16 protein-coding genes are annotated in these 26539 nt (G+C 54.5%); 3 read left to right on the top strand and 13 right to left on the bottom strand.

Translation table 11 applies throughout. The features are described from left to right. Positions 1 to 10: 10 nt before the first annotated feature. The 9 genes from ONV78_RS09755 to tssA all read right to left on the bottom strand — a co-directional run bounded on the left by ONV78_RS09755 (position 11) and on the right by tssA (position 11921). Positions 11 to 712 carry a transposase gene (locus ONV78_RS09755; RefSeq protein ID WP_011398028.1) on the bottom strand — a complete coding sequence of 234 codons (702 nt, stop codon included), beginning with the start codon at positions 710 to 712 and terminating at the stop codon, positions 11 to 13. Between the two features lie 25 nt (positions 713 to 737). After that, entirely contained in the window at positions 738 to 3497 is a 2760-nt protein-coding gene (gene tssH / locus ONV78_RS09750) for a type VI secretion system ATPase TssH (RefSeq protein WP_279502926.1), read from the bottom strand. After that, on the bottom strand, positions 3494 to 4615 hold the full coding sequence (gene tssG / locus ONV78_RS09745; RefSeq protein ID WP_127971766.1) for a type VI secretion system baseplate subunit TssG: 1122 nt from the start codon (positions 4613 to 4615) through the stop codon (positions 3494 to 3496). Before tssG ends, tssH begins: the two co-directional genes overlap by 4 nt. Further along, positions 4579 to 6408, bottom strand: coding sequence for a type VI secretion system baseplate subunit TssF (tssF, locus tag ONV78_RS09740; protein ID WP_279502924.1), 1830 nt, complete (start codon positions 6406 to 6408; stop codon positions 4579 to 4581). Before tssF ends, tssG begins: the two co-directional genes overlap by 37 nt. Beyond that, complete coding sequence (gene tssE / locus ONV78_RS09735; RefSeq protein WP_011398024.1) at positions 6408 to 6899, bottom strand: type VI secretion system baseplate subunit TssE; 492 nt, start codon at positions 6897 to 6899, stop codon at positions 6408 to 6410. Before tssE ends, tssF begins: the two co-directional genes overlap by 1 nt. 9 nt (positions 6900 to 6908) lie before the next feature. Next, on the bottom strand, positions 6909 to 8417 hold the full coding sequence (gene tssC / locus ONV78_RS09730) for a type VI secretion system contractile sheath large subunit (RefSeq protein ID WP_279502920.1): 1509 nt from the start codon (positions 8415 to 8417) through the stop codon (positions 6909 to 6911). A 129-nt stretch (positions 8418 to 8546) separates the two neighbouring features. Continuing rightward, on the bottom strand, positions 8547 to 10040 hold the full coding sequence (gene tssC / locus ONV78_RS09725; RefSeq protein ID WP_279502918.1) for a type VI secretion system contractile sheath large subunit: 1494 nt from the start codon (positions 10038 to 10040) through the stop codon (positions 8547 to 8549). Further along, a complete protein-coding gene (tssB, locus tag ONV78_RS09720; RefSeq protein WP_216739504.1) occupies positions 10040 to 10573 on the bottom strand; it encodes a type VI secretion system contractile sheath small subunit in 534 nt (177 codons plus the stop codon). The genes tssC (ONV78_RS09725) and tssB overlap by 1 nt, the downstream gene beginning before the upstream one ends. Positions 10574 to 10652: 79 nt before the next feature. Next, positions 10653 to 11921, bottom strand: a complete 1269-nt coding sequence (tssA, locus tag ONV78_RS09715; protein ID WP_279502914.1) for a type VI secretion system protein TssA — start codon at positions 11919 to 11921, stop codon at positions 10653 to 10655. 440 nt (positions 11922 to 12361) lie between these two features. Here tssA and ONV78_RS09710 point away from each other — a divergent pair, with 440 nt between their 5' ends. The 3 genes from ONV78_RS09710 to ONV78_RS09700 all read left to right on the top strand — a co-directional run bounded on the left by ONV78_RS09710 (position 12362) and on the right by ONV78_RS09700 (position 17114). Beyond that, positions 12362 to 13222, top strand: a complete 861-nt coding sequence (locus tag ONV78_RS09710) for a hypothetical protein (RefSeq protein ID WP_279502912.1) — start codon at positions 12362 to 12364, stop codon at positions 13220 to 13222. A 210-nt stretch (positions 13223 to 13432) separates the two neighbouring features. Then, positions 13433 to 15340, top strand: a complete 1908-nt coding sequence (locus ONV78_RS09705; RefSeq protein ID WP_279502911.1) for a caspase family protein — start codon at positions 13433 to 13435, stop codon at positions 15338 to 15340. Between the two features lie 286 nt (positions 15341 to 15626). Then, positions 15627 to 17114 carry a serine/threonine-protein kinase gene (locus tag ONV78_RS09700; RefSeq protein WP_279502910.1) on the top strand — a complete coding sequence of 496 codons (1488 nt, stop codon included), beginning with the start codon at positions 15627 to 15629 and terminating at the stop codon, positions 17112 to 17114. A 1-nt stretch (position 17115) separates the two neighbouring features. On the opposite strand, the gene ONV78_RS09695 is transcribed toward ONV78_RS09700, so the two are convergent. From ONV78_RS09695 to ONV78_RS09680, 4 genes are all read right to left on the bottom strand, one after another. Continuing rightward, the gene (locus tag ONV78_RS09695) at positions 17116 to 19740 is read right to left on the bottom strand and encodes a CHASE domain-containing protein (protein ID WP_279502908.1); all 2625 of its coding nucleotides are present in this window, start codon (positions 19738 to 19740) and stop codon (positions 17116 to 17118) included. 166 nt (positions 19741 to 19906) lie between these two features. Next, complete coding sequence (locus tag ONV78_RS09690; RefSeq protein WP_279502907.1) at positions 19907 to 22480, bottom strand: autotransporter domain-containing protein; 2574 nt, start codon at positions 22478 to 22480, stop codon at positions 19907 to 19909. Positions 22481 to 22698: 218 nt separating this feature from the next. Further along, positions 22699 to 24321: a CocE/NonD family hydrolase gene (locus tag ONV78_RS09685; protein WP_279502906.1), complete on the bottom strand. Its 1623-nt coding sequence runs from the start codon at positions 24319 to 24321 to the stop codon at positions 22699 to 22701. 158 nt (positions 24322 to 24479) lie between these two features. Then, positions 24480 to 26519: a PAS domain S-box protein gene (locus ONV78_RS09680; RefSeq protein ID WP_279502903.1), complete on the bottom strand. Its 2040-nt coding sequence runs from the start codon at positions 26517 to 26519 to the stop codon at positions 24480 to 24482. Positions 26520 to 26539 lie beyond the last annotated feature (20 nt).

Below are 26539 nucleotides of genomic sequence, written 5' to 3'. Positions count from 1 at the left end.
GCGAATCCGATCAGGATTTCGCTGCGTCTTTCGGGGGGCGGCCTCGTTTCATCGGCCGGACGGGTCGGTCCACCAGATCTTCAATCTGATTGATGAAGCGGTCTCCGCCTAATACCAGTTCATTGAGTAATGTCTGTTCGATATGCCGGCGTATCCAGGGTTCCATTTCGTACTGCATGAGATCCAGGAACGATTGCTGACGTTCTTCCGCATCATCCCCGAGATCGGTATACATGGGATGGTTACGAATCAGGCCGAGTTCGTCTTCGCCCCTGGCGTGCGCATGATAGCTTGACCAGGGGTATTCCGATTCATTCGGCGCCAGGCCGCGAAACACGGCCAGGGAGTCGATATAGCGATAGCACGTCAGCATATAGCCGGAGGAATCAATCAGACTGGATTTATAACGGCCTTCCCACAGCGTGCCGCTACGGTGGTAGCGGTGATTCACATACTGCACGTAACGGCGTCCCAAAGACTGCATCATCTGAGGGATGCCGTTTTCGATGTGCGGCGTGACCAGCAAGTTGAACTCATTTTTCAGCAACACGTACGCATGCACGTAGCACTGATATTGTTCAGACGCCTTGCCCACGCATTCAAGGAAGTACAGATAATCCTCTTTATCAAAAAAGCAGGGGAGGCGATTGTGCCCCCGCTGCATGATAAGTTGTGGATGGCCGGTAAGATTAAATCGTGTTTTTCTCGCCATGCGCGTCCAGTTGCACTCCTGTTAATTATTCGGCTGCGTCCGCATCGGCATCCACGTCTGCGTCGACATCAGTATCCACCACCGCCTGCGGTTCCGCAGACGCTGCAGCCGCGGCGTCGGCATTGAACAGATAACCGAAGTTACCTTCTTCCGTGGCGCTGATGTGGATATGCTCGATATGCTCCCCGTTCGCCAGTCTGCTCAGACATTCTGTGGACAGTTCAGGCAGCACGGTGCGGTTCAGTATATGTTCGATATTACGCGCGCCGGTATCCACTTCCTGCGAACGGGCGACGATGTTGAGCAATACGTCTTCGTCGTAGGTGAATGCGGCGCCGTAGTGATTGCGTACTCTCCGCGCAATACGATCCATGTTGATACGACAGATTTTGAACAGGTTCTCGTCGTCTAACGGATAATACGTAATAACGTTGGCGCGGCCCAAAAACGCGGGTTTGAAGTACTTCAGCAGCTCATGACGCATGCTGTCGAGCATGACATCCGGCTCCGGCTTCTCTTCAGACTGCGAGCAGATAGCGCGAATCGCTTCTTCGCCGGCGTTGGACGTCATGATGATGACGGTGTTCTTGAAGTCGATGTCGCGGCCTTCGCCATCTTTGATGGTGCCCTTGTCGAACAGGTTGTAGAACACGTCCTGCACGCCCTGGTGAGCTTTCTCCATTTCGTCCAGCAAAATGACTGAATAGGGCTTCCGACGAGCGGCTTCCGTCAACACGCCGCCTTCGCCATAACCTACATATCCGGGAGGAGAACCCAACAGCATGGAAACTTTGTGCTCTTCTTTAAACTCGGACATGTTGATGACGGTCAGATTCTGCTCGCCTCCGAACAGCGTGTCCGCCAGCGCCAGAGCGGTTTCGGTCTTACCTACGCCGGAGGGACCGACCATCAGGAAGACGCCGATGGGCTTGCGTGGGTCCGTCAGGCCTGCGCGGGAAGTACGGATCGCCTGGGCGACGGCTTCCAGAGCGTGGGACTGACCAATAACGCGTTTTTCCAACTGATCATGCAGATTCAGGATGCCGTTGATCTCGTCGCTCACCATTTTGCCGACCGGGATGCCGGTCCAGTTGGCGACAACTTCCGCCACGGCCTGGCCATCCACATGAGGCATCATTAACGGCTGATCTCCCTGCGCAGACGCGAGGGCGGAGAACAGGTTCTTGAACTCGACCTGCAGTTCCGCGACTTCTTCGTCGCTCAGGCGGTCGCCGGCGTCTTCAGCGCCTTTCTTGGCCTGGAAGTCTTGTTCCAGCTTGGTGCGCACATCCAGGATTTTGGCGATCAGGTCTTTTTCATTCTCCCACTGCTCGGTTTGCGCGGCGAGAGAAGCTTCCAAAGCGGCTTTTTCTTCAGTGAGCAGATCCAATGTCTCGTGATATTCACCGGAAGAGATATTCTCCTGGGAAATCAGGTCGAGGTTGGTGTCGATCTGTTGAATACGGCGACGGGTGTCCTCAATCAAAGACGGCGTAGCGCTTTGGCTCAAGGATACGCGGGCGCAGGCGGTGTCGAGCAGACTCACGCCTTTGTCCGGCAACTGACGGCCTGGAATGTAACGTGCGGACAGTTTCACCGCCTGGACAATGGCGTCATCAGAGATGCGCACATTGTGGTGTATCGCCAGGATTTTTGAGATGCCGCGCAGCATGTCGATCGCAACGGCTTCTGACGGCTCTTCCACTTTCACCACCTGGAAGCGGCGGGTCAGCGCAGGGTCGCGTTCGAAGTATTTCTTGTATTCCGCCCAGGTGGTGGCGGCGATGGTGCGCAGTTCACCGCGCGCCAGCGCAGGCTTGAGCAGGTTGGCGGCGTCGCCTTGGCCTTCTTTACCGCCCGCGCCGATCATGGTGTGCGCTTCATCGATAAACATGATGATCGGCACAGGAGACGCTTTGACTTCTTCAATAACGGATTTCAGACGCTGCTCGAATTCGCCTTTCATGCTGGCGCCGGCTTGCAACAAGCCCAGATCCAGAACATGGATGTGTACGCCTTGCAGAGGCTCCGGTACGTCTTTTTGCGCGATGCGCAGCGCCAGACCTTCAACGACGGCAGTTTTACCAACGCCGGCTTCACCGGTCAGGATGGGGTTGTTCTGGCGGCGACGGGTCAGAATGTCGATACACTGACGAATTTCCGGGTCGCGACCCAATACAGGATCGATTTCGTTGTTCAGCGCTCTTTCGGTTAGGTTGACAGTATATTTCTGCAACGCGCCGCCTTGCGCTGTCGGCGCCGCTGGAGCGCCGCCGCCCGCAGCGGCTTTCAGGTAGGCGCGGCTCTCGGAAGATTGTCCGGTGACGGCTTTCACCGCCGGCAATACTTTCTCCAGGGAGATTTCCTGCAGGGTTTTGACTGAGCTCAGCAGCTGGTTGCGCATAGTGTTGTGCGACATGATCGCCGCGAACAGATGCGCGGAGCTGATGAAGTTTACGCCCATCTCTACTGACGCCAACAGCCAGCCGGCTTTTAGCGCATCCACCACCAATGGTGAAAAGGGCACCATATCCCGGGGGTTGTCGCGGTGGAATTTGCCTACGGTCTGGCTCAGTTCTCTGCTGATTTTGCCGATGTCGACGCCCAGCTGTTCAAGCACTCGGTCCAGATCGCTGTCGCTTTGCTCCAGCACCTTCAGCAGCACATGTTCGATTTCCAGTGAGCTGTGACGTTCCTGTTGGGCCAGACGCAAGCCATCTTCCAGCGATTTGCGTACGACGGAAGTGGTGGGTTCAATGAGTTGGCGTAAGTTTAACTCAATCATAAGGTTTCCCTTTTCTTTTGTAGTCTTTCTATAGTTCGCTGCATTGCGTGCCGGGATACAGACACGGTAATGAACCGATCTTGTTGTCGTGTTGAAAACAGTTTTGAGTTCCAGCCCAGCAACGGCGGCGCCGTCGGGTGCGCAAGCTGGCTGTTTGGCAGTCGGTCCTGCCGGACTTTAAGCGATAAGTCAAAGTCTAGAGCAACCCCCGCCATAGTTCGAATCAGCTTGTACATGGCTCCCAGGATTTCCGTGCCGGAAACGATGGACAGGAAACGTGGGTAGTCGATGTCGTCGAAGTGGACGGTGAAACGGTTCTGCACCGACCAAGTTTTCTCGCCCAGAATAGCCTGCTGTCCCAGACAGTGATTCACGCCGGGGAAGCGGCTGCCGCCCAGGCGGGTTTGCACGTCGTCCGGCATGCGTCGCCATTGTCCGCGGAAGTGCAGGATGCTCACCTTGAGACCAAAATGCTGTCGGATGGCTTGCGACAGCGCCTCAGCGGAACACACGCCGCGACTCATCAGTCCGGCGACGTTGAAGATATCGCCGGACGATTGATAGAACTTGGCGCTGCGCATGCTGGCCAGGCCCATCAGTCCTTTGATCATCTCCGCATGCCGGTCGCGGTTGTATTTGGGGTCAAGCTGGTGGTTGGCCTCAAAAGTCAGCGGAATGCGGTACTTTTTCCAGGAGCGATAAAACAGCGACAGGGTGCGGTGGTCCAATAAGTCGAAGAAGTGCTTCATCGACTTATCTTTCTGCCGCAGACGCTGCAGAATCAGGTCGCGATAGTGGAACGGCAGTACGCCGCGCGAGCCGACCAGTCCCCAGAAATTCACAGACATCGCCCACTGATCGCGAGACGCCAGCGACTTATCGCCGCCGCGGGTGATCTTGTCTACAGCGCCGCCTTCGAAGCCCATGCTGGGGTTCACGACGAAGCGCACGGGCTCGTTCCTGGGCGGATAAAATCCCCCCAGAGGAGTGCGAGGTCGCGCATCCTGTGGATCGAAATGCTCCAGCAGACGCACCAGCTGGAAAAAATCGAACCGCCAGGGGTCCTGCTGCAGCCGTTTGGTTAGATGAGAGGCTGGGAGCCGATTCTCGGTGGCCATTTCTTGAGAATATCCTGTCGCCCTTTGATTCGGGCAATTAATCGGGTGAACGCGTTAATCGAACAATACATGGCGAAGAACCTTTCCAATATCGAGGCGAACAGGAAGGTGCTGTTGCCTGACATCAGGTTGTCGTCAAAGGTGACTTCGATTTCCACCCCACGGCACACGGTGGTTTTGCCGCCGATTGTGATCGGCGCCGTCATCGGCCGGGTCTGTACGTTGACCACGGCGGCGATGATCGCCCGTGAGGCCGCGCTGTCCTGAAAATCATATAGCGCCAAAATTTCTTTAAGTACGTCAATGGCTTCCGGACTATCGAGCGATAAATAGTTTAATGTCAGATGCGACACAAGACGCCAGCGCGCGCCATCCCGTAATGGTGGCCGTACGGTGGGCGTCAGGTGCGTCAAAGAGTCGATGCCGCGCAAGGAAACGCCTACGTCCAGACAGGTGAAGCGAGGCTGTCCGCCGCCAAAGGGCAGTTTCTCCGGCGTATTGCGATTGAAGCACATCACGTCGACGGTCAGAGTCTCGTCAGACAAATTCGCTGGCGCGTAATTCAGGTCCACGAGAGATATTTCCAGCTCGCTGCCGGGCTCGTTGCCAAGCTCGCCGCCAATTTTTGGATAGCGCTGGGCGTGCCAGAAAAGCTGGGTTTCTCGACCGATATCAAAGTGACTTAAGCCATAAAAGGGCTTGTATTCCTTTTTCTTGCCATCGCCGGTTAAACCTTGGACGCGATCAATGGAATATACTTCATAGTTATCCGGGAAACGCGCGTCGGGAATAATCGGATAGCTGTACTGATCATGCTCGATATCAATGGGCTCGGCGCGATGTTTGAAAAGATTGATGATCGGCGTGCAACCCAGGGCGAAATTGCTGGCTTCCAGATTGCGTTCCAGCTCCGCATGGGATTTGTTCAGATAGAAATACAAATCCAGGTTGGGGCCGAATTTCTCATTCAAGCGTTCGCCAAGGCCGGTCAGGTCAACGAACAGGAATTTTTCCGGGAACACCATGTATTCGGTAAGCAGGCGATAACCCGGGAAGGATTGCGGCGGCGTTGGAATCAGCGCCTCTTCCTCGGCGAATCCGACCGGCTGCAGACAACTGCTGTACAGGAACATCGGGTTGACGTCGTCAGCGCCTTTGGACGCCACGATCTGCACGCAGTGATTCATCAGCAGCTCATAGAGCGAATAGGCGTATTGCGACTGGCCGCGCAGGAAAAAGCGGAGTTTATCCAGCGGCAATTGCCCTAAATCGATTTCCGGCGCGAAACCTTCCAGGCGAACGTGAATCACCGCGGAGGCGCCTTGCACGGTTTGTGATCCTGGAGCAATGAAAGGGCGCTCCTTGAGGCTTGCTTTAGTGACTTCGATCGGAAGCAGATCCAGGTCGTAACCGGTGCTGAATCGACACACTTTATTCTGGAATACGTCGCTCTCCAGGCGTGAATGGCGCGCGACATGTAAGGGGCCATCCAGATCTTTCGCCGCTCTGAACTGCACTACCGCCATAGAGGGTATCGGGCGCAAATAGTGTGGATAGAGCTGGTCAAGCAGGGCGTCGGACAGTTCGGAGAAATCATCCTCCAAACGATACTGAATACGGGCGTTCAAATACGCGACGCCTTCCAGCAGGCGCGAAACGTGTGGGTCTTCCACCACGTCGCCGGAAATGCGCAACCGACCGGCGATCTTTGGATGTACGCGGGCGAACTCCGCGCCGGACTGGCGCAGGTAGGCCAGTTCCTTCTCGTAATAGGGTAATAATTCGTCGCTCATTAACGCGCCTCCTGAACGTTGACGATAGCCGAAATCGGCTCCAGGGAGGAATCAAAGGAGATTTCCTCGGGAGCCGGTTCGGCGAACAACACCGCCTCGATGCGGAAATGCAAGGTGGCGCCTTCCGCCCAGTCCTCATCCAGGGTTATGACCCTGACAGACTTAAAGCGGGGCTCAAACATGGCGATATGTTGTTCCACTGTACGGCAGAACTGACTTTTACCTTCCGCACTAAGGAAGTTGATAGTGTGCAGATCGGGCAGACCGTAATTGATCAGCGATTCGTCCAGCTGACGCAGATTGTCAGATGCGGAGATAGGGCGATAGCGCGTGTTGAGGAGGTCCTCAAGATCGCGGCGCACGGATTCGCGGAGCTCATTGAGCACCTGATGGCGATTTTTTTCCGGTTCAACTTTCAGGTCCGGCCTCTCATCTATCAGCCGGTCCAGCACCGAAGGGCGCAGTTTTTGGCTCTTACTTATTTTCGTCATCCGAATCCCTTAACTAGCGGTGTTAACCTCTGTCGTCAGATGCAGCTCCGACACCAGGCGATCGGCCTGATAATGTGGGCGCAAGTAAATAGTGGTGGCGAAGGAGCCGGGCTTCTCGGGAATCTCTTTGACCTGCACTGAGCCTTCACGCAACGGATAGCGCGCCTGCATGAACCAGTCCGCATCTTCCTGCGAGGTGACATACTGGGTCAGCCAACGCTGCAGCTCGCGCTCGCAGTCTTCCGCCCGCCTGACGGAGCCGATCATATCGCGGGTAATCACTTTGATATAGTGGGCGAAGCGAGAGCCGCACAAAACATGCTGTAGCAGTGAGGACAACCTGGAGTTGGCGCTGGCGATCCGGTCCTGAAATACTTTCGCACGGTGCAGGGTGGGAGTGCTGTAAAACACGCCCATGGGAACGTCGTAGCACTGACAGAGCGCAATGAGTCCATGCTCACTGAGCGCGCGTTCGCGTTCGTCGGAAAAAACGGCGTCAACAATCGGCTTATGCGCGATTTTCTTGGCGTCCGTAGCAAAAGCGTCCACGACCAGATTGTCGACAGCGCCCCCCGCCATGTGATCGCGAAGCAAACCGCGAATATGCGAAAACCAGCCTACTTCAGTGAATTCGCGTATCAATACCTTGGCCAACGCAAAGTTGGCGTATCCCCACAAGTAGTTTTCATTGGAGGCCTGGGCGCGCTTTTCTGAGAAAAGCAGTCCGCCATGAGGGGCGATCTGAATAGAGTAGGGATTGCGGATCAGCACGCGAGGCATCGTCAGTCCCAAAAAGCGCGTGTCAGGGTGATCGCGCAAACTGTTCCAGGAAATGTAGTCCTGCTCGCTGAAAAGTTGCTTCAGGCTGATCGGGCTGGTGATTTCCGGGAAACTCGCCATTTCAAACAACTGGGGCGCGGCGTTAAGCAGTATTGGCGAGAAAGACGCTGCGCCGATTTCCGCCAGACGCTCCAGAGTGGGAATATCGTTAAAACGGTGTCCCGCAAAGGGTTTATGGGCCACCTCAAAATTCATCAAGATGATGCCGTAGGGCTCGCCCCCAGGCACGTCGTATTCTTCGCTGTATATCTTGTGGAATAACTGACTCTGGTCGAACTCCACGGAGCGATTTACGTCCTTGGTGATTTCAGACCAAGTGATATCCAGGAAACGGATCTTCACCAGCTTGCGGCCATATGAATAACTTACCACGTCATACAGGCTGCGCCAGGCGCGCTCTAAATCCTGAAACTTGCTGTGGTGAAGGATATGGTTGACCTGGTTGATGATCTTGTTGTCGATCTGGGCGACGGCTCTTTGCAGCCAAAGAATCAGGTAGTCGTAGTCCAGTGGCTTACCGGCGGCTTTGTCCTCGTAACACCAATCTGGAAGTTTGATCAGTTGAAGTATCTTCTTGAGCGCGATCACTTCAGCGGAGCTTGGCCCCTGCGTGCGCTTCTGCACAACTCCGTAGGTAAACGGCATGGGGTTGTCGTTTGGAGATACTTTATTCTGCATCTTGGATTTGCGTAAGTCTGCCCGGAGAACGTTTATTTATTGGTTTAATTCTAAAATTTAAGCCGGGCTTGCACTCTAAGAGAGCAGGCCCGGCCCAAGCATGTCGCTTACTGTTCCTGAGCGGTTTTATCAACCGGACTTAGGAATTTCCGCAACCAGACGTAGAGAAGTGGTGAGCTCTTCCATTTGCAGCCATGGGCGCAAGTGAGCAACGGCGCTGAAAGAACCAGGAGATTCTGGGTTCTCTTTAACCTCAACGCGCGCTTCAGCCAATGGATACTTCGCCTTGGATTCGGGCGATGCGTCCGGGTTGCTGTTGCAGTAAGTGTTGATCCAGTTGTTCAACCAACGTTCTGCGCCTTTGGCGTCCATGAAGGAGCCAATCTTGTCGCGAGCCATAACCTTCAGGTAGTGAGCGACGCGCGAGGTTGCCATGATGTAAGGCAGTCTTGCGGAGATCGCTGCGTTTGCGGTCGCGTCGGCTTTGTCGAACTTCTTGGCCTTCTGGCAGGTCTGTGAACCGAAGAATACGGCATAGTCAGTATTCTTGTAGTGCAACAGCGGCAGGAAGCCTTGTTTGGACAATTCAGCTTCACGACGTTCAGTGATGCCCACTTCGGTCGGACACTTCTGGTCAACGTCGCCGTCATCGCTGACGAACAAGTGAGAAGGCAGGCCAGTTACTTTACCGCCATTCTCTGCGCCACGAATTGCTACACACCAGCCGTGTTCAGCGAAAGCCTGAGTCAGGGTGGTGCCCATAACATAGGCGGCGTTCATCCACGCAAACTTGTCGTGCTCGACGTTCGCGGCTTTGCCAGTTTTGGAGTCGATCGGCAGCTCTTCATAGTTGAAGTCTTCGATGGACTTGCCGTTTCTGCCGTAGGGCATGCGAGACAATACGCGCGGCATAACCAGGGTGACGAAACGGGAGTCGTCGGAATCCCGGAAGCTGCGCCAGGGGATGTATTCCTGAGTCTCAAATATTTTCTCCAGATCGCGTGGCGTGGAGAGTTCGGTGAAGTCATCAAAGCCGAACATCTGTGGGCCAGCAGCGGAAATGAAGGGGCAGAAACCAGCGGCGGAAACGCCCGCCATGTTTTGCAGCAACTCTACGTCTTCCGGGTGGTTGGAGAATTCAAAGTCGCCGATCAGCGCGCCGTAAGGCTCGCCACCTGCGGTACCAAATTCTGACTCGTAGATTTTCTTGAAGATCTGGCTTTGGTCGAACTCAACTGCGCGGTCCAAATCTTTATACAGCTCACGCTTGCCGATGTTCAGCATACGGATTTTCAGCGAGGAGCTGGTCTCGGAATTCATGATCAGGTGGTGCAGACCGCGCCAGGAGCCTTCCAGCTTCTGGAATTTATCGTCGTGCATGATGGCCGCCAATTGCTTGGACATCAACGCATCGATCTGGTCAATCGCTTTATTTATGGTGACGGTGAGGTTGCGGTCCCATTTGACCATACCTGCGCCCGCTTGTTTCGCCAGGTTTGCGATCAGGTCCTGGGCTTGCTCAGGCTCGGTTTGCTTGGTGGCGGTAATCGCCATGTCCAACAGACTGGAGCTGGATTCTTCCGCTGCTCCGGATTCCTGACCTTGTAATTCTGCGTCGCTCATTAGGCATCTCCTCCGTCTTCATCTTTGGCCGGGCTACGCTCTTCCACTTCTTTGCTCAATACCGCCATCTTGTCTGCGTCAGATAGAACCTGTTCCAACAAGCCCTCCAGCTCCTCAGAGCGGTCAGCCTTGCTCAGCAGGTCGCGCAGGCGGTTGCGCGCTTCCAGCAGCTCTTTCAGCGCTGGGATTTGTTTAACGATATTTTGTGGCTCGAAATCTTCAATAGAATTGAAAGCGAGACTCATGCCTACTTGCTTGTCAGGGTCGCCGGAAATTTCGTCTTGTACTTTAAGGTCCAAAGTAGGAGCGACTTTCTCCATGATTTCATTGAAGTTGTCACGGTCAATGTTGACGAACTTGCGCTCTTTCAGGGATTTCTTGGCGTCAGTATTGTCGCCTGAGTAATCGCCCATGACCCCAACTACAAATGGCAGCTCTTTTTTGACTTCCGCACCACCAGTTTCCACATCATAAGTGATGTGCACTCGCGGTTTGCGGACTCTGTTTAATTTATCCTGTAGGCTATCTGACATTATTAAGTCCTCTTTGATTTAGCTGTAGGTATCCGGTTAAGCGTCAAAAAAAATTTTAACCCTTTAATCTGTTGATTTGTCACCAACCCTCGCCACTGCCGCCGTCTCTACCCCAGTTTTCACTCGAGCTTTGCTCGGGCTCGGAAGCATCCTCGGCTTTCGCTTTTGGCTCAGGAATGGTGACCGCTCTCGCGGTTTGCGATAACTGGCCGATAGGAGCTGCGTCTTCGCCAATTTGAATACCCGTCATTAAAGCATAGCGCGCCCGCGCTTCTTCGTCAGGTATCAGCTCCATGAGCAGTTCTTGAATAGACATTCTACCCCAGCTGGCGGCTCTTTCAATGGCTCCGCAGAGAGGGGAGTGAGGCTCTGTCTTGCGGAAATATTCGGCGATCACCAATAGATGGTTGATAGCGTCTTCGCGACTTCTGAAGGGGCCGTGCGCAACGCCGCCTCTCATTTGCTGACCGCCTCCTCCGCCAGTGTTTCCGCCTGATTGGCCGTCATCGGACTGCATCGGCGCTTCATCATCATCGGAAAGCAGCTTGTTTTTCATCAGGCGCTTATACAGCTCTTCAACTTCCTGCAGCGCATTCTTGACGCCACTGGTGGGAAGGCTGGCTTTGCTGCCGCTTTCTGAGCATTTGGCGTCGACCAGCTCGCCAATCTCCTGCCATAACGCCAGCGCTTGCTGAATATCCTCGTAAGTATTCTGCGCTTTGTCAGGACTTATAGTGAGGAGCTGCTGGTTAACGATATCCTCACTAAGACTCAACTCTTCAAAGCGGCGAATGCGCTCCTCTGGATCTTCGATGTCCAGGGCGTCCTGAAGGCGACCGTAAGAGGTCAGCGTCAGCACATTTTCCGTATCATCTGTCAGTGGCGTATTCTTAATAGGCAGGACCAAAGTGCCAGAGCCATCGTCGCCGTTGAGCGATATCAGCGGGTAGATGCGGGTTTCCACGCCATCTTCGTCAGGAAGCGGGTAGACCGTGTCCCAAAAGTTTTCGACCAGGCCTTTAATGATCTGAAGACCATCGCGAAGTCCGGTGAAACCTTCCAGTTTAAGCAACGCTTCGGTAAGCCAAGCGGCGACTTCAAGGTCTTTGCTTTTGCGTTTAAGAATCGTTGGGGCGAGGCGACGGATCTCCCGCCATTGTTCAACCAGCTCCAGTTCGCCGTTGGCGTCAAAGCGCGCAGCCTTGGCCAGAGATACGACTTTGCGACGCGCGGCCTTGGCGGCGCTGAAGTCACTGTCGTTTTCATCTCTTAGGTCGGTTCCGGATGGATTCTCGTCACTGATTGGCGAGAAGAAAGGCTCTAACTCAATAATATTGTCAGACGCCATAATGTATTTACTCCATAAAATCGTTCGGCGCTCGGAAATAGAGGAGTATGTCCGATTTTTCCCTGAAATCAATGTTGTTTAAGACATCGGCCGGTCGTGAATCTTGTTTTTCACGGCTGGCAGGGGGCTTCTCACAACCCTTGTCCAGGGTTCCGGGAAGGCCGGTTAATATACTAAAGTATTCGCTTTCAGGCTAGCTCGCCCCTTACTTTTTTGGCGCTAGCCCTTTGTTTTAAAAGCTTCCTTTTGGGATTAGGGCGAATGGTTTAGCTGGGTGTCGTGCATTTGGCGGACCCAATTTTCAGGTCTGATTACTGAACGGAAACGGGCTTATTAAAGGTTGGGATAATTTGCAAAAAGCAGGTTTGTATAGTTTGACGTGGGGTGCTTCACATTGCCTTGTTAAGGGAAAAAAGCGCGGTAAATTCATTGTCTTACTAATGGTTTTATTGTGTTCTTTTGTTACTGGATGCGCAGGACTCGCTACTCCGCCGGATGTGGAAGAGGGCGTGGCGGGCTATGTGAATGCTGACGACTTTAATATGTGGCTGGCGTATAAGAATGAAGCCGTCATAGGGGCGGGCAGCATGCTTCATGCATCCGGCTTGCAAGCGCCCCTGATTGTTGCAATAGAGGGGGACGGCCTGCCTTGGAGTCGCCCTTGGCGCATCTCCTCCGATCCAACGTCTCCAGATCCTCTTATGTTTGACTGGTATCAACAATGGCAGGGTGAAGCATTGTATCTAGGGAGGCCTTGCTATTTCGGGGCCAGATCCAGTCGCGTTCCGCCAGCGCCCTGGGATCAGGAAAAACCGCCGGAAGCGCAGCCTTGTTTCGCCTATTGGTATACGCATGGTCGTTACAGTGAAGAAGTTGTGACGGCGATGGCTCAGGCTCTGCGAATGAAAGCTGGCGATCGCCCATTGTTATTGCTAGGGCATAGTGGCGGCGGGACCTTGGCGATGCTGCTGGCGGTGCGGATGAATAATGTTGCAGCGGTGATGACGCTGTCTGGAAATTTGGATGTGGCGGCATGGACGTCAGGGCACAATTTCTCCAGGTTGACGGGATCTCTCGACCCGGCAGTTTTGCCGCCTCTTTATCGTGATGTCAGGCAATGGCATTGGGCCGCCAGCGGAGATGAAACCGTGAAGCTGGAATGGATAGAGAAGGAAGCAGCGCGGCAGCAAGCGATTTTTCAGTTAGGCCCCGCCATTAAGCATGGCGACTGGCGACTCTATTGGCCGCAGATAAATGAAGCCATTTCGCAGCTAAAAGCAACTATAAGCCGACAAAGATAAACAATAATCGCGTTGCACAGGCGTTGGATGCGATCAATACTTTATTTGTAAAAAATTATTCTCTGTATCGAGCGGAGGCCGGACCGTCGGCGTTCAGGGTTTTGGGCGAGAACGTCGCTTTATCTGTTGCCTGTTCGGATAAGCAGGAGGCGCCATCGTTTGCGGTGACGCCAGGGCAGTACAGCAGCGTTGATAAAAGTGAGATGAATTATGACACGCAGACAAGGTATGAGCAGTAAACAGCACAGGTCATTAAAAAAGCGTACCCCATGGGGGCTGCCTGTCATGGTCGCAGCGGGCGCCTTGGCTGCGTGCAGCAGTCAGCCGGTGGATCAAGCTGGCGATAAGGGAACGGAAGCGGACAAATTAATGGTGGTGGACTGTCTGTTGCCAGGGCAGATTCGTCAGTTAGGGGCCAACGCCCGATTTTTGACCGCCCGCCGCCCGATTAAGACGACTGCCTCTGAGTGCGCTATCCGAGGAGGCGAATTCACCGCCTTTGATAGAGCCGATTACTCTACTGCGTTGAAAGTCTGGCTGGAGCAGGCCAAATCCGGAGATGCTGAAGCGCAGACATACGTCGGCGAGATTTATGAAAAAGGTTTGGGACTGGCGCCGGATTATGAAGTGGCTGCGGTTTGGTATCGCCGCGCCGCGGACCAGAATTTCACACGGGCTCAGATTAACCTGGGCAATCTTTATGAAAAAGGACTTGGGGTTAATAAAGACCCTATCATGGCGTTGAACTGGTATCGTCGCGCCTCAGGCCTGGATGGCGACAATCTGCAATATGCGTCCACCATTATTGCGAATGATGCCCTGCAGAAAGAACTGTCCAATCTGCAAGGCGAAGTAAGCAAGCTGGAGCAGTACAAGGCGCAAACAGAGGAAGAGAAACGTCGCGCGGCCGAAAAGGCGAGGGCGGAACAGCTGGCTAAGCAGGAGCGTGACAAAGCCAATCAGGCCACTCAGACTGCGACGCTTGAAGTAGCAAGCTTAGACCCCACTCTGGCGCCACCTTCCATCCAGATCCTTGATCCTCCTATTTCGTTGACTCGCAGTGGCCCCACGGTCCTGTTGCGCAACGCGGTGAGCGAGAAAGAGATTATCGGTAAAGTCGATTCCCCCGCAGGCTTGAAGTCGTTCACGGTGAACGGCAAAAGAGTTGATGTGGATGAATTCAACTTATTCTTTATCAAGGTGCCGGTACAGGGGCGTAAAACAGACGTCGCCATGAACGCAACGGATAAAGTGGATCAACGCGTCGGTTTCGGCTTTTCCATGTTCCTTGACCAGGCGGCGAATCAGTCCCGCACTCAGAAAATCGAGTTTGACGCCAGCTCGCAGTCGCCTAAATTCGATGGCGTCAGCTTTGGTCGCTATTACGCGCTGGTGATTGGTAACCGTGATTACGCCTATTACACGGATCTTGAAACACCAGAAAAAGATGCTCGCACCATTGCAGAAATGCTGAGCAAGCAATACGGCTTCAACACCAAACTGCTGCTTAACGCGACGCGCTATGAGCTGTTGTCCGCGCTAAACGAAATGCGTGAAAAACTGACGGAGCATGACAACCTGCTGATCTACTATGCAGGTCATGGCGAGTTGGATTCGCAGAATGATCGCGGCTACTGGCTGCCGGTGGACGCGGAGCCGGGCAACACGGCGAACTGGTTGTCCAACGTATCGATTTCCGACCAGTTGAACACCTTTAAAGCCAAGCATGTGATGGTGGTGGCGGACTCCTGTTACGCAGGCACTCTGTCTACCGCCTCGGTGGCGCGCCAGAGCGCAGTGGCGGAAAACGAACTACAGAAAGAGTGGTTGGAGCTGATGGTCGATGTCAAAGCTCGCACTGTGCTGACGTCTGGAGGCGTGCGTCCGGTATTAGATAGCGGCGGCGGCGATCACTCAGTGTTTGCGCGGGCGTTTATCGAAGCGTTGAACACCAACAATGGTCTGATGGACGGTAACCGTCTGTTTATCTCTGTGCTCGGCGATGTGCGTAAGCGCTCACAGCAATTCGGTATTGATCAGATCCCAGATTATGGCGCGATCAAATACGCGGGCCATGAAGCCGGTGAGTTCTTCTTCGTAAAAGCGAAATCCATCTAATTCGACATACTCTCCCCAGGGGGCGGACTTCTTCCGCCCCTTTTTAATTCTCCCACCGCAAACGTCGCTTTTTTCGTAGAGCATTAATTTGCTGGATGAAACTGACAGTAAGACGTTATTATTTTTCCACTGACGATTTCCCGGCTTACTCCAGGCACTTCGGATTTTGACGCTATAGTTATACTAATAGCGCTTCCCATATAGCGTTTGCGCGAGCAGGCGAAGTGCTTGGACAAGCGGACCTAACCCTTTGAATTAATTGATAGCGCTGGACAGTAATTGAACGATGTCTGATACGCAAATTTTCGATCCCGCCTCAATGGACTCTCAGTATTTCGGCAAATACAAGGTGCAGCGCGAACTGGGGCGCGGCGCCATGGGGGTGGTGTATCAGTGTTTTGACCCTGATTTTGAACGCATCGTCGCCGTCAAGGTATTGCTGCCGGAGTTGTTGGGCGCAGACGTGACGGGTGAGTTCCGCGAACGTTTTCGTAACGAGATGCGGGCGGCGGGCAAGATATCTCACCCTAATGTGATTAATGTATTCGACGCTGGCGATCAGGATGGCGCGCCGTTTTTCGTCATGGAGTATGTAGAGGGGTATGAGCTGAAAAGCGCGCTCGACGACGGGCAGCGCTTCCCCATCGACAAGACCCTGAAGATCATGACGGACGTGCTTTCCGGTCTCGGTCATATCCATGAACATGGCATCATTCACCGTGACCTGAAGCCCGCCAACATCTTTATTACCAAGAATGGCGTTGCGAAAATCGCCGACTTTGGCGTCGCCAAACTGGAGTCTTCCGAGCTGACCCGGGTGGGCACCATCATCGGTTCCCCCAGGTATATGTCTCCTGAACAGTGTCAGGGCCTGCCGGTAGACGCGCGTTCGGATTTGTTCGCCGCTGGCATTATTTTTTATCAGCTGTTGACCAATGAGCATTGTTTTAACGCCAACTCGCCGACAGCGATCATGCAGAAGATTCTGCACGCGAAACCCGAACTGCCCTCAATGTTGATACCGACTTTGTCCAAGCATTATGACGCGGTTGTCGTAAAAGCCCTGGAGAAGAGCCCAGAGAAACGTTACCAGTCTGCGGAAGATTTTATTCAGGGATTGATGCAGGCGGCTGAAGGTAAAAAAAGCGGTAATATCAAGGGCCCTATGTTCGCTGGCGTCGGTGGTTTGCTGGCTGTGGCGGCGGCAGGGTTGCTTTACGTTTTGATGCCTTCGGTGGGGCAGAATGGCGTAACGCCTCCCGCTGAGACGACCAAATTGGTCCCGAGCAGTGTTAATGGAACGGAAGCGATTTCCAGGCAATCCGACAACGGCGCTCAAGCGCATGCTGATAACAATGGCAATAGTAACCCTGATAGCGCTCAAAACGGCTCAACGCCTCAAAATGCGTCAACTGCAAATACTGACAATCCTGTACGTCCCGCCAACACTGAAGTGCAAAGCCTTAATCCGGAAATTTCCGCCAAGATTGAACGGTTGCTCAAGGTGGCCAAAGTCCATCGCTTGCAGGGACGATTGGTGACCCCTTCCGGCTCCAGCGCCTACGACGCCTATAAAATTGTGCTTGAGATTGATCCTACTAACCAGGTGGCGCAAGAGGGGCTGAAGACTCTGGAACACGATTTGGTGACTCGCATTGATGAGTTGCGGGATCAGGGAGAGTCGCAGATGGCTCTGGCGGAAGCTACCACCGGGAGTCAACTGTTTCCCAGCTCCGAGCAATTATCGAAGCTGGCGACGCAGCTGAAAAAGTAGCTCAGGCTTCCTCCGGTTCAGGCGCGATAGCGCCCTGGACCGAGCCGGACGCCAGGGGCAGCTCCACATAAAAAGTCGCGCCTTTGCCGACTTCAGATTCGAAATCAATCCGTCCATGCATGCCCTTGGCCAATTCTCTGGAGATAAATAAGCCCAGCCCGGTGCCGCCTTTTTGTCGGCGATCAGAGGAGTCAGCCTGGGAAAATTTCTTGAAGATGCGGGTATAAAACTCGGGCGGAATGCCGGGACCGCGGTCTGTGACGGAGATGCGCACGTAGTTCTCCCGACGCTGCACCGAGATGTTCACGGTTGAACCTTGCGGAGAGAATTTGGCGGCGTTGGAGAGAAAGTTGGCCAATATTTGCTGAAATCTCAATGGATCAACGTTCACGAGACTCCCATCTTCACGGTGGGTGATCTGATACTCCACCTCATGCTGCTGACCATAAACCAGATTGGTGTCAATGGACTGCTCCACCAGCGGCATCACGGGTTCGACGGAAAAGCTATATTTCACGCCGCCAGCAGTGATTTTCTCCATATCTAACAAGTCATTGATCAACAGGGCGAGTCGCTGACTGTTTTTGTAGGCGATTTGCAGAAAACGGGCGAATTCTTCCGTCGGCTGGCCCACCGCGCCGTTCAACAGGAGGCTGAGCGCCCCGGTGATGGAGGTCAGTGGGGTGCGCAGTTCATGGCTGACGGTGGAGATAAACTCATTTTTCATGCGATCGACGCGTTTGCGCTCGGTAATGTCGCGCACCACCACAATAAACAAACGTTCCGATCTGCGGTGTACTTCCGACACGGATATGCCCACGGGAAAGCGCTCGCCGTTCTGGCGTACGCCCTCTATTTCATGTTCTTCGCCGCTGGCGTCGCTACGTATAGAGGCGGATAGATAGTCCGACATGGTTTCCGAGGCGTCGTCGTCGGAATAGTTGGCGAATAATCGTTTAAGGTTGTAGCCGATGACGGAATCCGCGTTGTAGTGGAATATGCGCTCCGCCGCCCGATTGAAGGAAGCGATGAAGCCAATCTCATCCACGGTGATGATGCCGTCGTTGATATTATTCAGAATCGCCTGGGTATGCTGCGCATGTTCTTCCGCCTCCGCTTCCGCCATTTTTTGCTGGTGGATGTCGGAGATCGAGCCGGCCATTCTGATGGCGACATTCTCTTTGTTGCGAATGGCGGCGCCCCGGGAGCGGAACCAGCGCCATTCACCGGAGCGGGTCAGCAATCGATGCATGATGTCATAAGGCGACTCGCTCTCCAGATGCGCCTTGATGGCCTGCAGAACCGGGTTTTTGTCCTGGGGATGAATTTTCTGCTCAAACTCAGTAAAGGTGTTGCTGAAGCTGCCTTCCTCATAGCCGAGCAAAGCCTGGAAGCGAGGCGCGTAATACATGTGGCCGGTTTCCAGGTTCCAATCCCAGATCCCGTCATTGGAGCCGCGCACCGCCAACTGGTAGCGCTCCTCGCTCTGACGCAGGCGGGTTTCGTTGTCGCGAATAGTTTGCGTCATGCGCTTGGCCAGCTCTAACGCCTGCTCCCGTCGAAATGACAGGAACCAGACCAGTAGCGTCAGCAATAGACTGACCACGCCGCCGAGCCCCACCACTAGTTTGTCCAAGTGGGTGATAGCGTCGGCTTCAAACGCTGGCGTGTTCTCAAATACCACCGTCCAGTCATGTTGATAGAAAGTCAGCGTACGCGAGGCGGTATAGCGGGGAGGGGGGGCGTCTTCTATCTCCTGTAATCCAGTGTGGAAATCGTTTTCTTCTGTCTCGAACATCAGCGTTTCGTCACTGATGGTGTTGTTGTCGTAGATTCGAAATGAAATCTGTAAGCGACGCGGGCCAAGGATGCCGGCCATTAAATCGTCAATGCGATAGGGGCTGTATACGAAACCTTGCAGGGCGCGCCAGCGCGCCTGTTCCGTTTCAGGGATCACGCCTTTGGCGTAAATAGGCACGTACATAAGAAATCCGGACTGCACTTTTCCATGGGTCTCCTGCACCAGCGTGACCTTGCCGGACAGGGCGGTTTCCGCTGATGACGCCGCTTGGCGCATAGCGGCGGCGCGGGTTTCCTCGGACATCATGTCGTAACCGAATGCGGCCAGGTTGCGTCCCAGAAAAGGCTCCAGGTAAACAATAGCGGAATAAATTTCCCGATCGCCCTGAGGTTTGACGACATAGTTGGGAAATCCTTCTGCTCTTATGGTTGCGATATGTTGGGCGAGTTGATGCCTGGGGATGACGACGGAGTAGCCGACGCCAAGAATGCCTGGATAGTTCTTGTTCAGATTGAGGCTTTCGATATAAGTGCGCCACTCATCACGCCTGACTTCATTGCTGGCTTTGAACAAGGCTCCGCCGCCGAGCAGGATCTGCTCATGATCGCGCATGCGCTGGGTGATGAGAGAGGAGACCTCATCGACATAGAGTTGGAACTGTCGCTCGGCGCTGAGTTGCTCCTGGTTGCGAATAACGCCGGCGGCCAGAACCACCATGGCCAGACTGGCGATCAACACTCCCCAGGCGGCAAGTAGGCGGCGTCTGAACAGAGGGGCGACGGAGGCCCAAAATGCGTTGCCGGATTGAGGTCTGATGTTCGCCATCCTTTTTTAATGCGTTGCTGGCCGCCGCCGAGACGGCCGATTGATCATTGGCGCTTATGGAAAGTTCAGTTGGCGGGGCTGAACTTGTCAAGGAGACTTCCGCCTCCTGTCCATTGACGCGGCGACGCGCTGATGGGCGCGCCGCCGGAAAGAGATCGGGCGCAGACTAGAATTGATAAGAGACGCCAATGGCGATGACCGGCCAGTATTTGGCGTTATCCAGGTCATCGTTATTGATATTGTCCTCTTCTTTCGCCAATTCACTCTCCAACTGTGCTTTCAGCGCGGGGTTGGCGTCTGCGGCGGGACTATCCGCCGACAGGTGCGCCTGGGCGGTGTCGGTGAACAATATGCCCAGATCTGCGTTAAATCCCCATCCTTTGGTCGGCGCTACGGCATTGCCCCAGCCAATGCCCAGATAAGGCGAAATGGCGCGATCATAATCGATCTTGGCGTGCAGCGTGCCGACTTGTTCGGGGGTAAAGGTAAAGTCACCGATTTCCACATTTTCTGTTGGCGTTGCGGTACCGGTGAATTCATTGCGGTTGGAGAACAAACCGCCGCTGACGCGGAAGCCGCCTTCGAAGGGATGCCAGTCCATGATGAGGCCGTATGATTCCAGATCGATATCAATATCGTAGTCCACATCGTCCAGAGAGCGATCAACGGAGTGTGAGAAGCCGTTGACCATGCCACGCATATTCCAGCTCAGGTCATGCAGTGGAATAGTGACGCTGATGCCTGCGCCCAGGGTGCCTAACATAATGCCCGGGGCGATGGATTGTCCTTCAAGAGTATGGAATACACCGCTTTCTGCTTGCGGACCGCCCAGCTCCATACGCACGCCTGCCTGCCAGACGTCGGTGGAGAGGTTGTCGCGGGCGAAGTCGGTTCCATAGCGAACGTAGGCGGATGTGCCGCTTTTGAAAACGCCGGTGAGAGATAGACCGGCGTTCATATAAGTTTTATCCGCTTCCTCTGTTTGCAGCTTGAACGAACCTGCTTCAGGGAAGATTGATAACTGGGCTTCTATTTCGGTGGGATCGTTTTTCAACTCGTTCACGAACGCCAACTCCAGTTGTGGAATCAGCACGCCGAAGTTGTAGCTCAACGCCTGACTGACCCGTGCGCCAAGGGTGCCGGTCATGAGGTCTGTAGAGTATTCCATTACGTCCAGTCCCAAACCTGCGTCATTGCTTTCGCTGTAAGCGTCCACATTAACGGTGCGGTATTCAATATTAAGGAAGGCGTCGACCTGCCATTGCTGAACCTGGTAATTGATGCCGGTCCCCATAGCGGCGTTCCATTGGTCGCCGTCGGTATCGCCTTTGGAGGTCGAGGTGACGCCAGGAAAGTTGACGGCGCGAGTTGAGTCGATCGAGACGCCGCCGTAACCGGCGATCCAGTCAAAATACCAATTGTCCCGTGGATAATAGTTACCGTAGAAGGCAAGGTTCCAGGTATCGGTTTCCAGCTTGGTGACGGAGTTGTTTTCTTCGCTGTCTGTCGTGGTGTACCCGGCGGAAATACCGAGAATCAGTTTATTGGTGAAGCGATAGTCAACGCCGGCGAGCAGTTGTTGCGCGTCATAATCGTATGCGCGCTGATCGCCGTGTGCGTCAGCGTCGCCAAATATCAAAGAGCCGCTTAAGAATACGCCCAGGCGATTGTCGGCGAACATAGACTCGTCATCCCCAGCGGCGCCGCCGGTTCCTGTGACGCCTAATAACTTGCCGACGCTGAAATTCTGGCCTTGTACTTCCGTGCGTAGTCCTACCAGGCTTAAACCGGTAGATCCGTTGCGCAGATTGCTGAGACGGTCGCCCAAGCTTTTTACCTGTGACGCAGCGGCTTCTTTCATGGCGCCAGCCTGAGCGCCAATCTGGCGCAGCAGAATTTGTTCCAGCGCGTCCGCTCTTTCCGAATCGCTCAACGCGGCGAGAGCGTTACAGGTGGCCTGGAAGGTGGCGTCCGTCTCTCTGACAATGCCGGCGGAGTTGGCGTCGCAGGCGGCTTGCAGCACCCCGGCAAGCTGTTCTTGCTCCTCGTCTTTGGCGCCCGCCAGTAGCGGTTCTGAATCGGGATCGACGGAGATGGTCACGGTAGCAGTACTGCTGCCGACGCCTTCGTAGGTGACGGTGTAGTTGAGTACGACGTCGGTTGGTTCAGTTAAGTCGCTGGGAGGCGTGTATTTGTAAAGTCCGCTGATGCCGCTCAGTTGGGTGATGGAGCCTTGCTCTGGCGTATCAATGGTGAACTCCGATGGATTGCCGCTGGGTTTGACGTCGTTTTCCAGAGGGAAGATGGTGATGGCTTCTCGTCCCGCCAGATATTTATCGTTCACCGCTTGTAAGCTGCCAGCCTCTACTGTCAGGTCGACCGTCACAGTGGCGGTGCTTGTGCCCCGAATATCCTGCAGCGTGTAGGTGAACGTGACGGTGCCTGAAAATGAAGGATTAGGCACCAGGTTAACAGAGAGGTTATCGTCAGTATCGATCGCCACGCTACCCGCTGAACTGTTGCTCAGTGCAGATACGCTGGTAATCTTGGCTGCATTGATCGCCTCCTGAGTGCTGATATCGATAGTGTCGTTGTAGGTGACGACCAGCTTTTCCTGCCCGCCCCCTGGGTCGACGATGTAGGAATCGTTTACTGCAGTGGCGGCGAGGGAGTGTGAAGCGATGCAATTGAGTAGCAAAAAAAGCGTGGAGCAGAGGAGTGATCGGAGTCTGAGCGTCATGTTGCGTACCTTGCCTTTTTCTTGAGGTTGTTACAGCTGTCAATGCGATTGGATCGCGGCCGTGACCAAGACTTCAGCAGCTACCGCTGGCGGGCCAATTTTATTTTTAATTAGGAAAGTGTAGGCGAGGCCTATGGAATCGTGTAGGAAATTTGCGGATGTTTTTGCGCATCCGGCCCCATGAGGGCCGGATTCGTTCGCGAAAGACGTGAGCGGCCTCAGGGCGCTTCCGGCAACTCCAGGTAGGACTGTGCGGCGCTGCTATGCCGGAAGCTGACGGCGTAAGGCGTCAACGTCGGCGGGCCATAAAGAATATCGAAGGTATCAAAGGCAATGGCGATGCGATGTCCAGCGGGCACGTCATAAGCCGCCGCCGTCAACTCCATGTCCAGACTCTGATCCCGCCAGGGAGCGGCGTCGTGCAGCGTAGCCGGCGCATGGGTAATCAGTTTGCCAACGCTCAGCACATCGACGTCATACAGATAGGCATTTAACTGCACCTTGTTGTAGCTGGGTTCGATATTCAGATGTATTTTCGCCATCCCACGGATTTTCAGCGTTTCCGACAGCGCGCCGCTTTGATAGACGATGCCGTGAACGCGATTAATCAGCGGCATAGAGGCGTAAACCGGCAGGCCCAGACCATCCAATAGCGCGGACAAAAGGGGAATGCCGGTGCTGGCGCCGGAATCGAGCCCGGAATAGATCGTGTTGGTGCGGGGCAACCAGGAATCGTATTGAGTGTTTGATAGGCCCCCGTTGCTGAGCAGTCCTCTAGGATGCATATACAGCGTGCGTTTTTGCGCGCCGGGGATGGGCCACGCGGCGTATTCTTCCCGCTTGTGTTTGAGGTCGGTCAGCATGGTCAGGGGAGGGCGCGCCATGATGCCGGTATCTTCGCCTTTCAACCAATAGTCAAACCAGTCACTTGCGTTGTCCCAGGTGTAGTTGGGGATGCCGAGCAAACCAAGTCCTTCCGCAGACGCGTGCGTGCCCTGGTTCAGGTCCAAACGCTTGGGCCCGCTGAGCTGTTCGAAGAAGCGCAGCAGATTGTTAGGCTGGAACAGGTTATCGCCAAAGCTGTTGGCCAGATACACCGGCGCCTGGCGGGCGTTGATCTGATCCACGACGCGGGAGGGCGAACGTTCGTAGCCCCAGGCCATGGTTTCCGGGATATTTTTATGCTCCACCAGATTGCGGTATTTCTGCGCGATAGCTGGGTCCATATTGGCGGTGATCAGGCCGCTGGACACTAGGAAAAAGCCCCAGAACAAACGTGGCGTTTGCTGCGCGTACAGCGACTCCACCAAATCCCCCCAAGTGCTCATGGCGACGGCGGTTTTGATGCGCGGCTCATGAGCCAACCCCAGCAAACTGATGCCCGAGCCGTAGGAAATGCCGGTGACGCCGATAGCGTTGGGATCGGCCTGGGTGTTGGCCAACAGCCAATCCACCATGGCTGACAGGTCCGCCATATCGTTGGGGCCGGCTACATCCACCATGCCCTCGGAACAGCCCCAGCCCCGGGAACTGTAGCTCAGAGCCTGATAACCTCTTTCCGCGTATTTGGCCGCTTGCAGAAAGTATTCATGCTCGTCCAATACCCAGCTATTGATAAAAATCACCGTAGGGTAGCCGCTCGCCGGAGGCGGCGTATTGGGGATGAACAGATTGGCGTCGAGAGAAATACCGTCGTGGGCGGTGACCTTGATGTTGTCGTTAAAGCGATAATCGGCGTGATCAGGGAGGTCGAAATTGACGCAGATATTGGCGCTGGCGAGACTGGACCAGCCGAGCGCTAAAAGGGTCCATAACAGAACGGATCGTAACGTGACGTTCATGGGGAGTATCCTTGTCATGTTATTTTTGTTTTGTGTTTGATCCTTCCGCGCTAACGCACTCCTTCAACGGGGAGGACCTGACAAAGTATTCCATAAATAAACGTCGTTCATTTCACCCGAACGGGTGAGAGCGCGCGTTTTTGTGAACTGCGTTAAGGTTAGCTCTGACTATCCAGGGTGAAGTAGAACGTGGTGCCTTCGCCGCTGGAGGAATCCAGCCAGATTCGACCGCCATGCCGCTCTACGATTTTCTTCACGATGGTCAGGCCGACGCCGGTGCCGCCGTATTTGTCCTGAGGGTGCAGGCGTTTGAAGATCTTGAAGATTTTCTCATACAGATTAGAGCTGATGCCGATGCCGTTGTCCTTGACGTAAAAGATGTGCTGGGCGTTTTCCTCAAAGCTGCCCACCGTGATCCACTTTTCTTCTTTGTCGTTATACTTCATGGAGTTGGTGATGAGATTGCGGAACACCTCCGCGACTCTGACGCGATCGCATTTTATTTCCGGCAGTTTGTTGGCGATGCGGCAGTTGACGGCCAGCTCATTCAGGCGCGGCTCCAGCGTTTCGATCACTTCGGTGACCACGGTGTTGAGGTTGCAGCTCTCTATGGAGAGATCGGTTCTGCCCAGACGGGAGTAATGCAGTAACTCGGTTATCAGGCGCTCCATGCGACTGGTCAGACGCACCAGGCTCTGCAGCATTTGACGACCGCTGTCATCCAGCCGGTCCTGGTAATCCTCAATCAGGAAGGAGGCGTAGTTGCTGATGCCGCGCAGCGGCTCTTTCAGGTCATGTGACGCAATATAGGCGAAATCATCCAATTCCTGATTGGAGCGCAGCAGCGCTTCTTTATGCTTGATCTGCTCGGTAACGTCCGCAGCCATACCGATCAGGCAAATGAGCCTTCCATCGTCGTCCAATACGCCGTGACCTTTGTCTTCGATATAGCGCAGGGAGCCCCAGGCGTCGATGATGCGGTAGCTATGGGACCATTCGCCCTGCTTGTGTCGTTCCAGGCCCTTAAGGATACGATCGCGGTCTTCCGGCACGATCGCATCGATAAAGCCCCTGGGGTTTTCATACAGAGACTGGCAACTGCGTCCCCAGATTTCCTCGTAGCGACGGTTGATGAAGTAGATGCGGTCGAGTCCGGGGGCTGACATCCAGACCACGCCGGGCAGGGTTTCTGCGATAGTGCGAAATTTCGCTTCGCTTTCTTTCAGCGCTTTTTGGATCTCGTTGGTTTCACGGATGTATTTCTGGTGCGCCTGCTCGATTTGCTCCTGCATGCGCTTGCGTTCAGTGATGTCGATGACAGTGGCGATAATGGTATGGCTGTCATGCTCGTGGACAGCGGTCAGGCCGACTTCCACGGGGATCTGACCGCCATTTTTATGCCGCGCCCACAAGTCCCGGCCCACGCCCATCTTCCGGGTTTCAGGGCGTTTCAAGTAGGCGTTGCGTTGGATTTGGTGCTGGTGGCGGATACTCTCCGGCAATAACAGCTCAATCGGTTGCTGCTTCAGTTCATCTTTGGCATATCCCAACATTTCTGTCAGGACGGAATTAAAGGACTGGATCAGGCCATCGCTGTTGACCACTACCAGGCCATAACCGACGGCGTTGCTGATCGTGTTGGCGCGCTCTTCCGCCAGACGACGCTCAATATTCTCGCGCTCCAGGCGGCGGTTGAGATTTTGTAACTCCTCCGTGCGCTGCGCCACCTGTTCCTCCAGATAGGCTTTCACCTGGGTGAGTTCGTCACTGCGCAGACTGCTCAACGCCAGCTTGTTCTGCAAGCTATCCGTGAGTTCGCGCCACTCATTAAAAGAGGGGAGCTGGGTGATCTTGGGCAAGAGGGGCCAAACGACGATGGCGGTGATGGCGGAAACCAGCGCCGTCGCGACCTTGATGGCGCCTTCCGCGTAGTAGTACCCATTCCAGACGTTGACGATTTCCATGACGTGAGTCATGCCGCAAAACAGGATGAAGCAGGCGAACAGCGCGAGGGTCCAATTCAGTTCAAACTGCCGCTTGCGGTAAATGAAAAACAGCAGGGCCAGGGGAATACTGAAATAGGAGACGGCGATAATCAGGTCCGATCCCACATGCATGATCAGCAGGTCGTATTGCCAGAGCAGGCAGTGGCCATGAGGCATGTAGTCGCCGGAGAGAAGCCGGTCGATGATTGACATTGCGGTTTACTCCATAAACG

Source organism: Hahella sp. CR1 (assembly GCF_029813005.1).
Taxonomy (GTDB): domain Bacteria; phylum Pseudomonadota; class Gammaproteobacteria; order Pseudomonadales; family Oleiphilaceae; genus Hahella.
The sequence above is the reverse complement of the archived record's forward strand: the minus strand, read 5'-3'. Positions and strand labels throughout refer to the sequence as shown.

Coding starts and splice junctions, on each gene's coding strand:
- ONV78_RS09690 (WP_279502907.1), bottom strand. CDS start 22,480: ATGACGCTCAGACTCCGATCACTCCTCTGCTCCACGCTTTTTTTGCTA.
- ONV78_RS09710 (WP_279502912.1), top strand. CDS start 12,362: ATGGTTTTATTGTGTTCTTTTGTTACTGGATGCGCAGGACTCGCTACT.
- ONV78_RS09680 (WP_279502903.1), bottom strand. CDS start 26,519: ATGTCAATCATCGACCGGCTTCTCTCCGGCGACTACATGCCTCATGGC.
- tssB (WP_216739504.1), bottom strand. CDS start 10,573: ATGTCAGATAGCCTACAGGATAAATTAAACAGAGTCCGCAAACCGCGA.
- ONV78_RS09700 (WP_279502910.1), top strand. CDS start 15,627: ATGTCTGATACGCAAATTTTCGATCCCGCCTCAATGGACTCTCAGTAT.
- tssG (WP_127971766.1), bottom strand. CDS start 4,615: ATGGCCACCGAGAATCGGCTCCCAGCCTCTCATCTAACCAAACGGCTG.
- ONV78_RS09755 (WP_011398028.1), bottom strand. CDS start 712: ATGGCGAGAAAAACACGATTTAATCTTACCGGCCATCCACAACTTATC.
- tssC (WP_279502918.1), bottom strand. CDS start 10,040: ATGAGCGACGCAGAATTACAAGGTCAGGAATCCGGAGCAGCGGAAGAA.
- tssC (WP_279502920.1), bottom strand. CDS start 8,417: ATGCAGAATAAAGTATCTCCAAACGACAACCCCATGCCGTTTACCTAC.
- tssA (WP_279502914.1), bottom strand. CDS start 11,921: ATGGCGTCTGACAATATTATTGAGTTAGAGCCTTTCTTCTCGCCAATC.
- ONV78_RS09695 (WP_279502908.1), bottom strand. CDS start 19,740: ATGGCGAACATCAGACCTCAATCCGGCAACGCATTTTGGGCCTCCGTC.
- ONV78_RS09705 (WP_279502911.1), top strand. CDS start 13,433: ATGACACGCAGACAAGGTATGAGCAGTAAACAGCACAGGTCATTAAAA.
- tssE (WP_011398024.1), bottom strand. CDS start 6,899: ATGACGAAAATAAGTAAGAGCCAAAAACTGCGCCCTTCGGTGCTGGAC.
- tssH (WP_279502926.1), bottom strand. CDS start 3,497: ATGATTGAGTTAAACTTACGCCAACTCATTGAACCCACCACTTCCGTC.
- tssF (WP_279502924.1), bottom strand. CDS start 6,408: ATGAGCGACGAATTATTACCCTATTACGAGAAGGAACTGGCCTACCTG.
- ONV78_RS09685 (WP_279502906.1), bottom strand. CDS start 24,321: ATGAACGTCACGTTACGATCCGTTCTGTTATGGACCCTTTTAGCGCTC.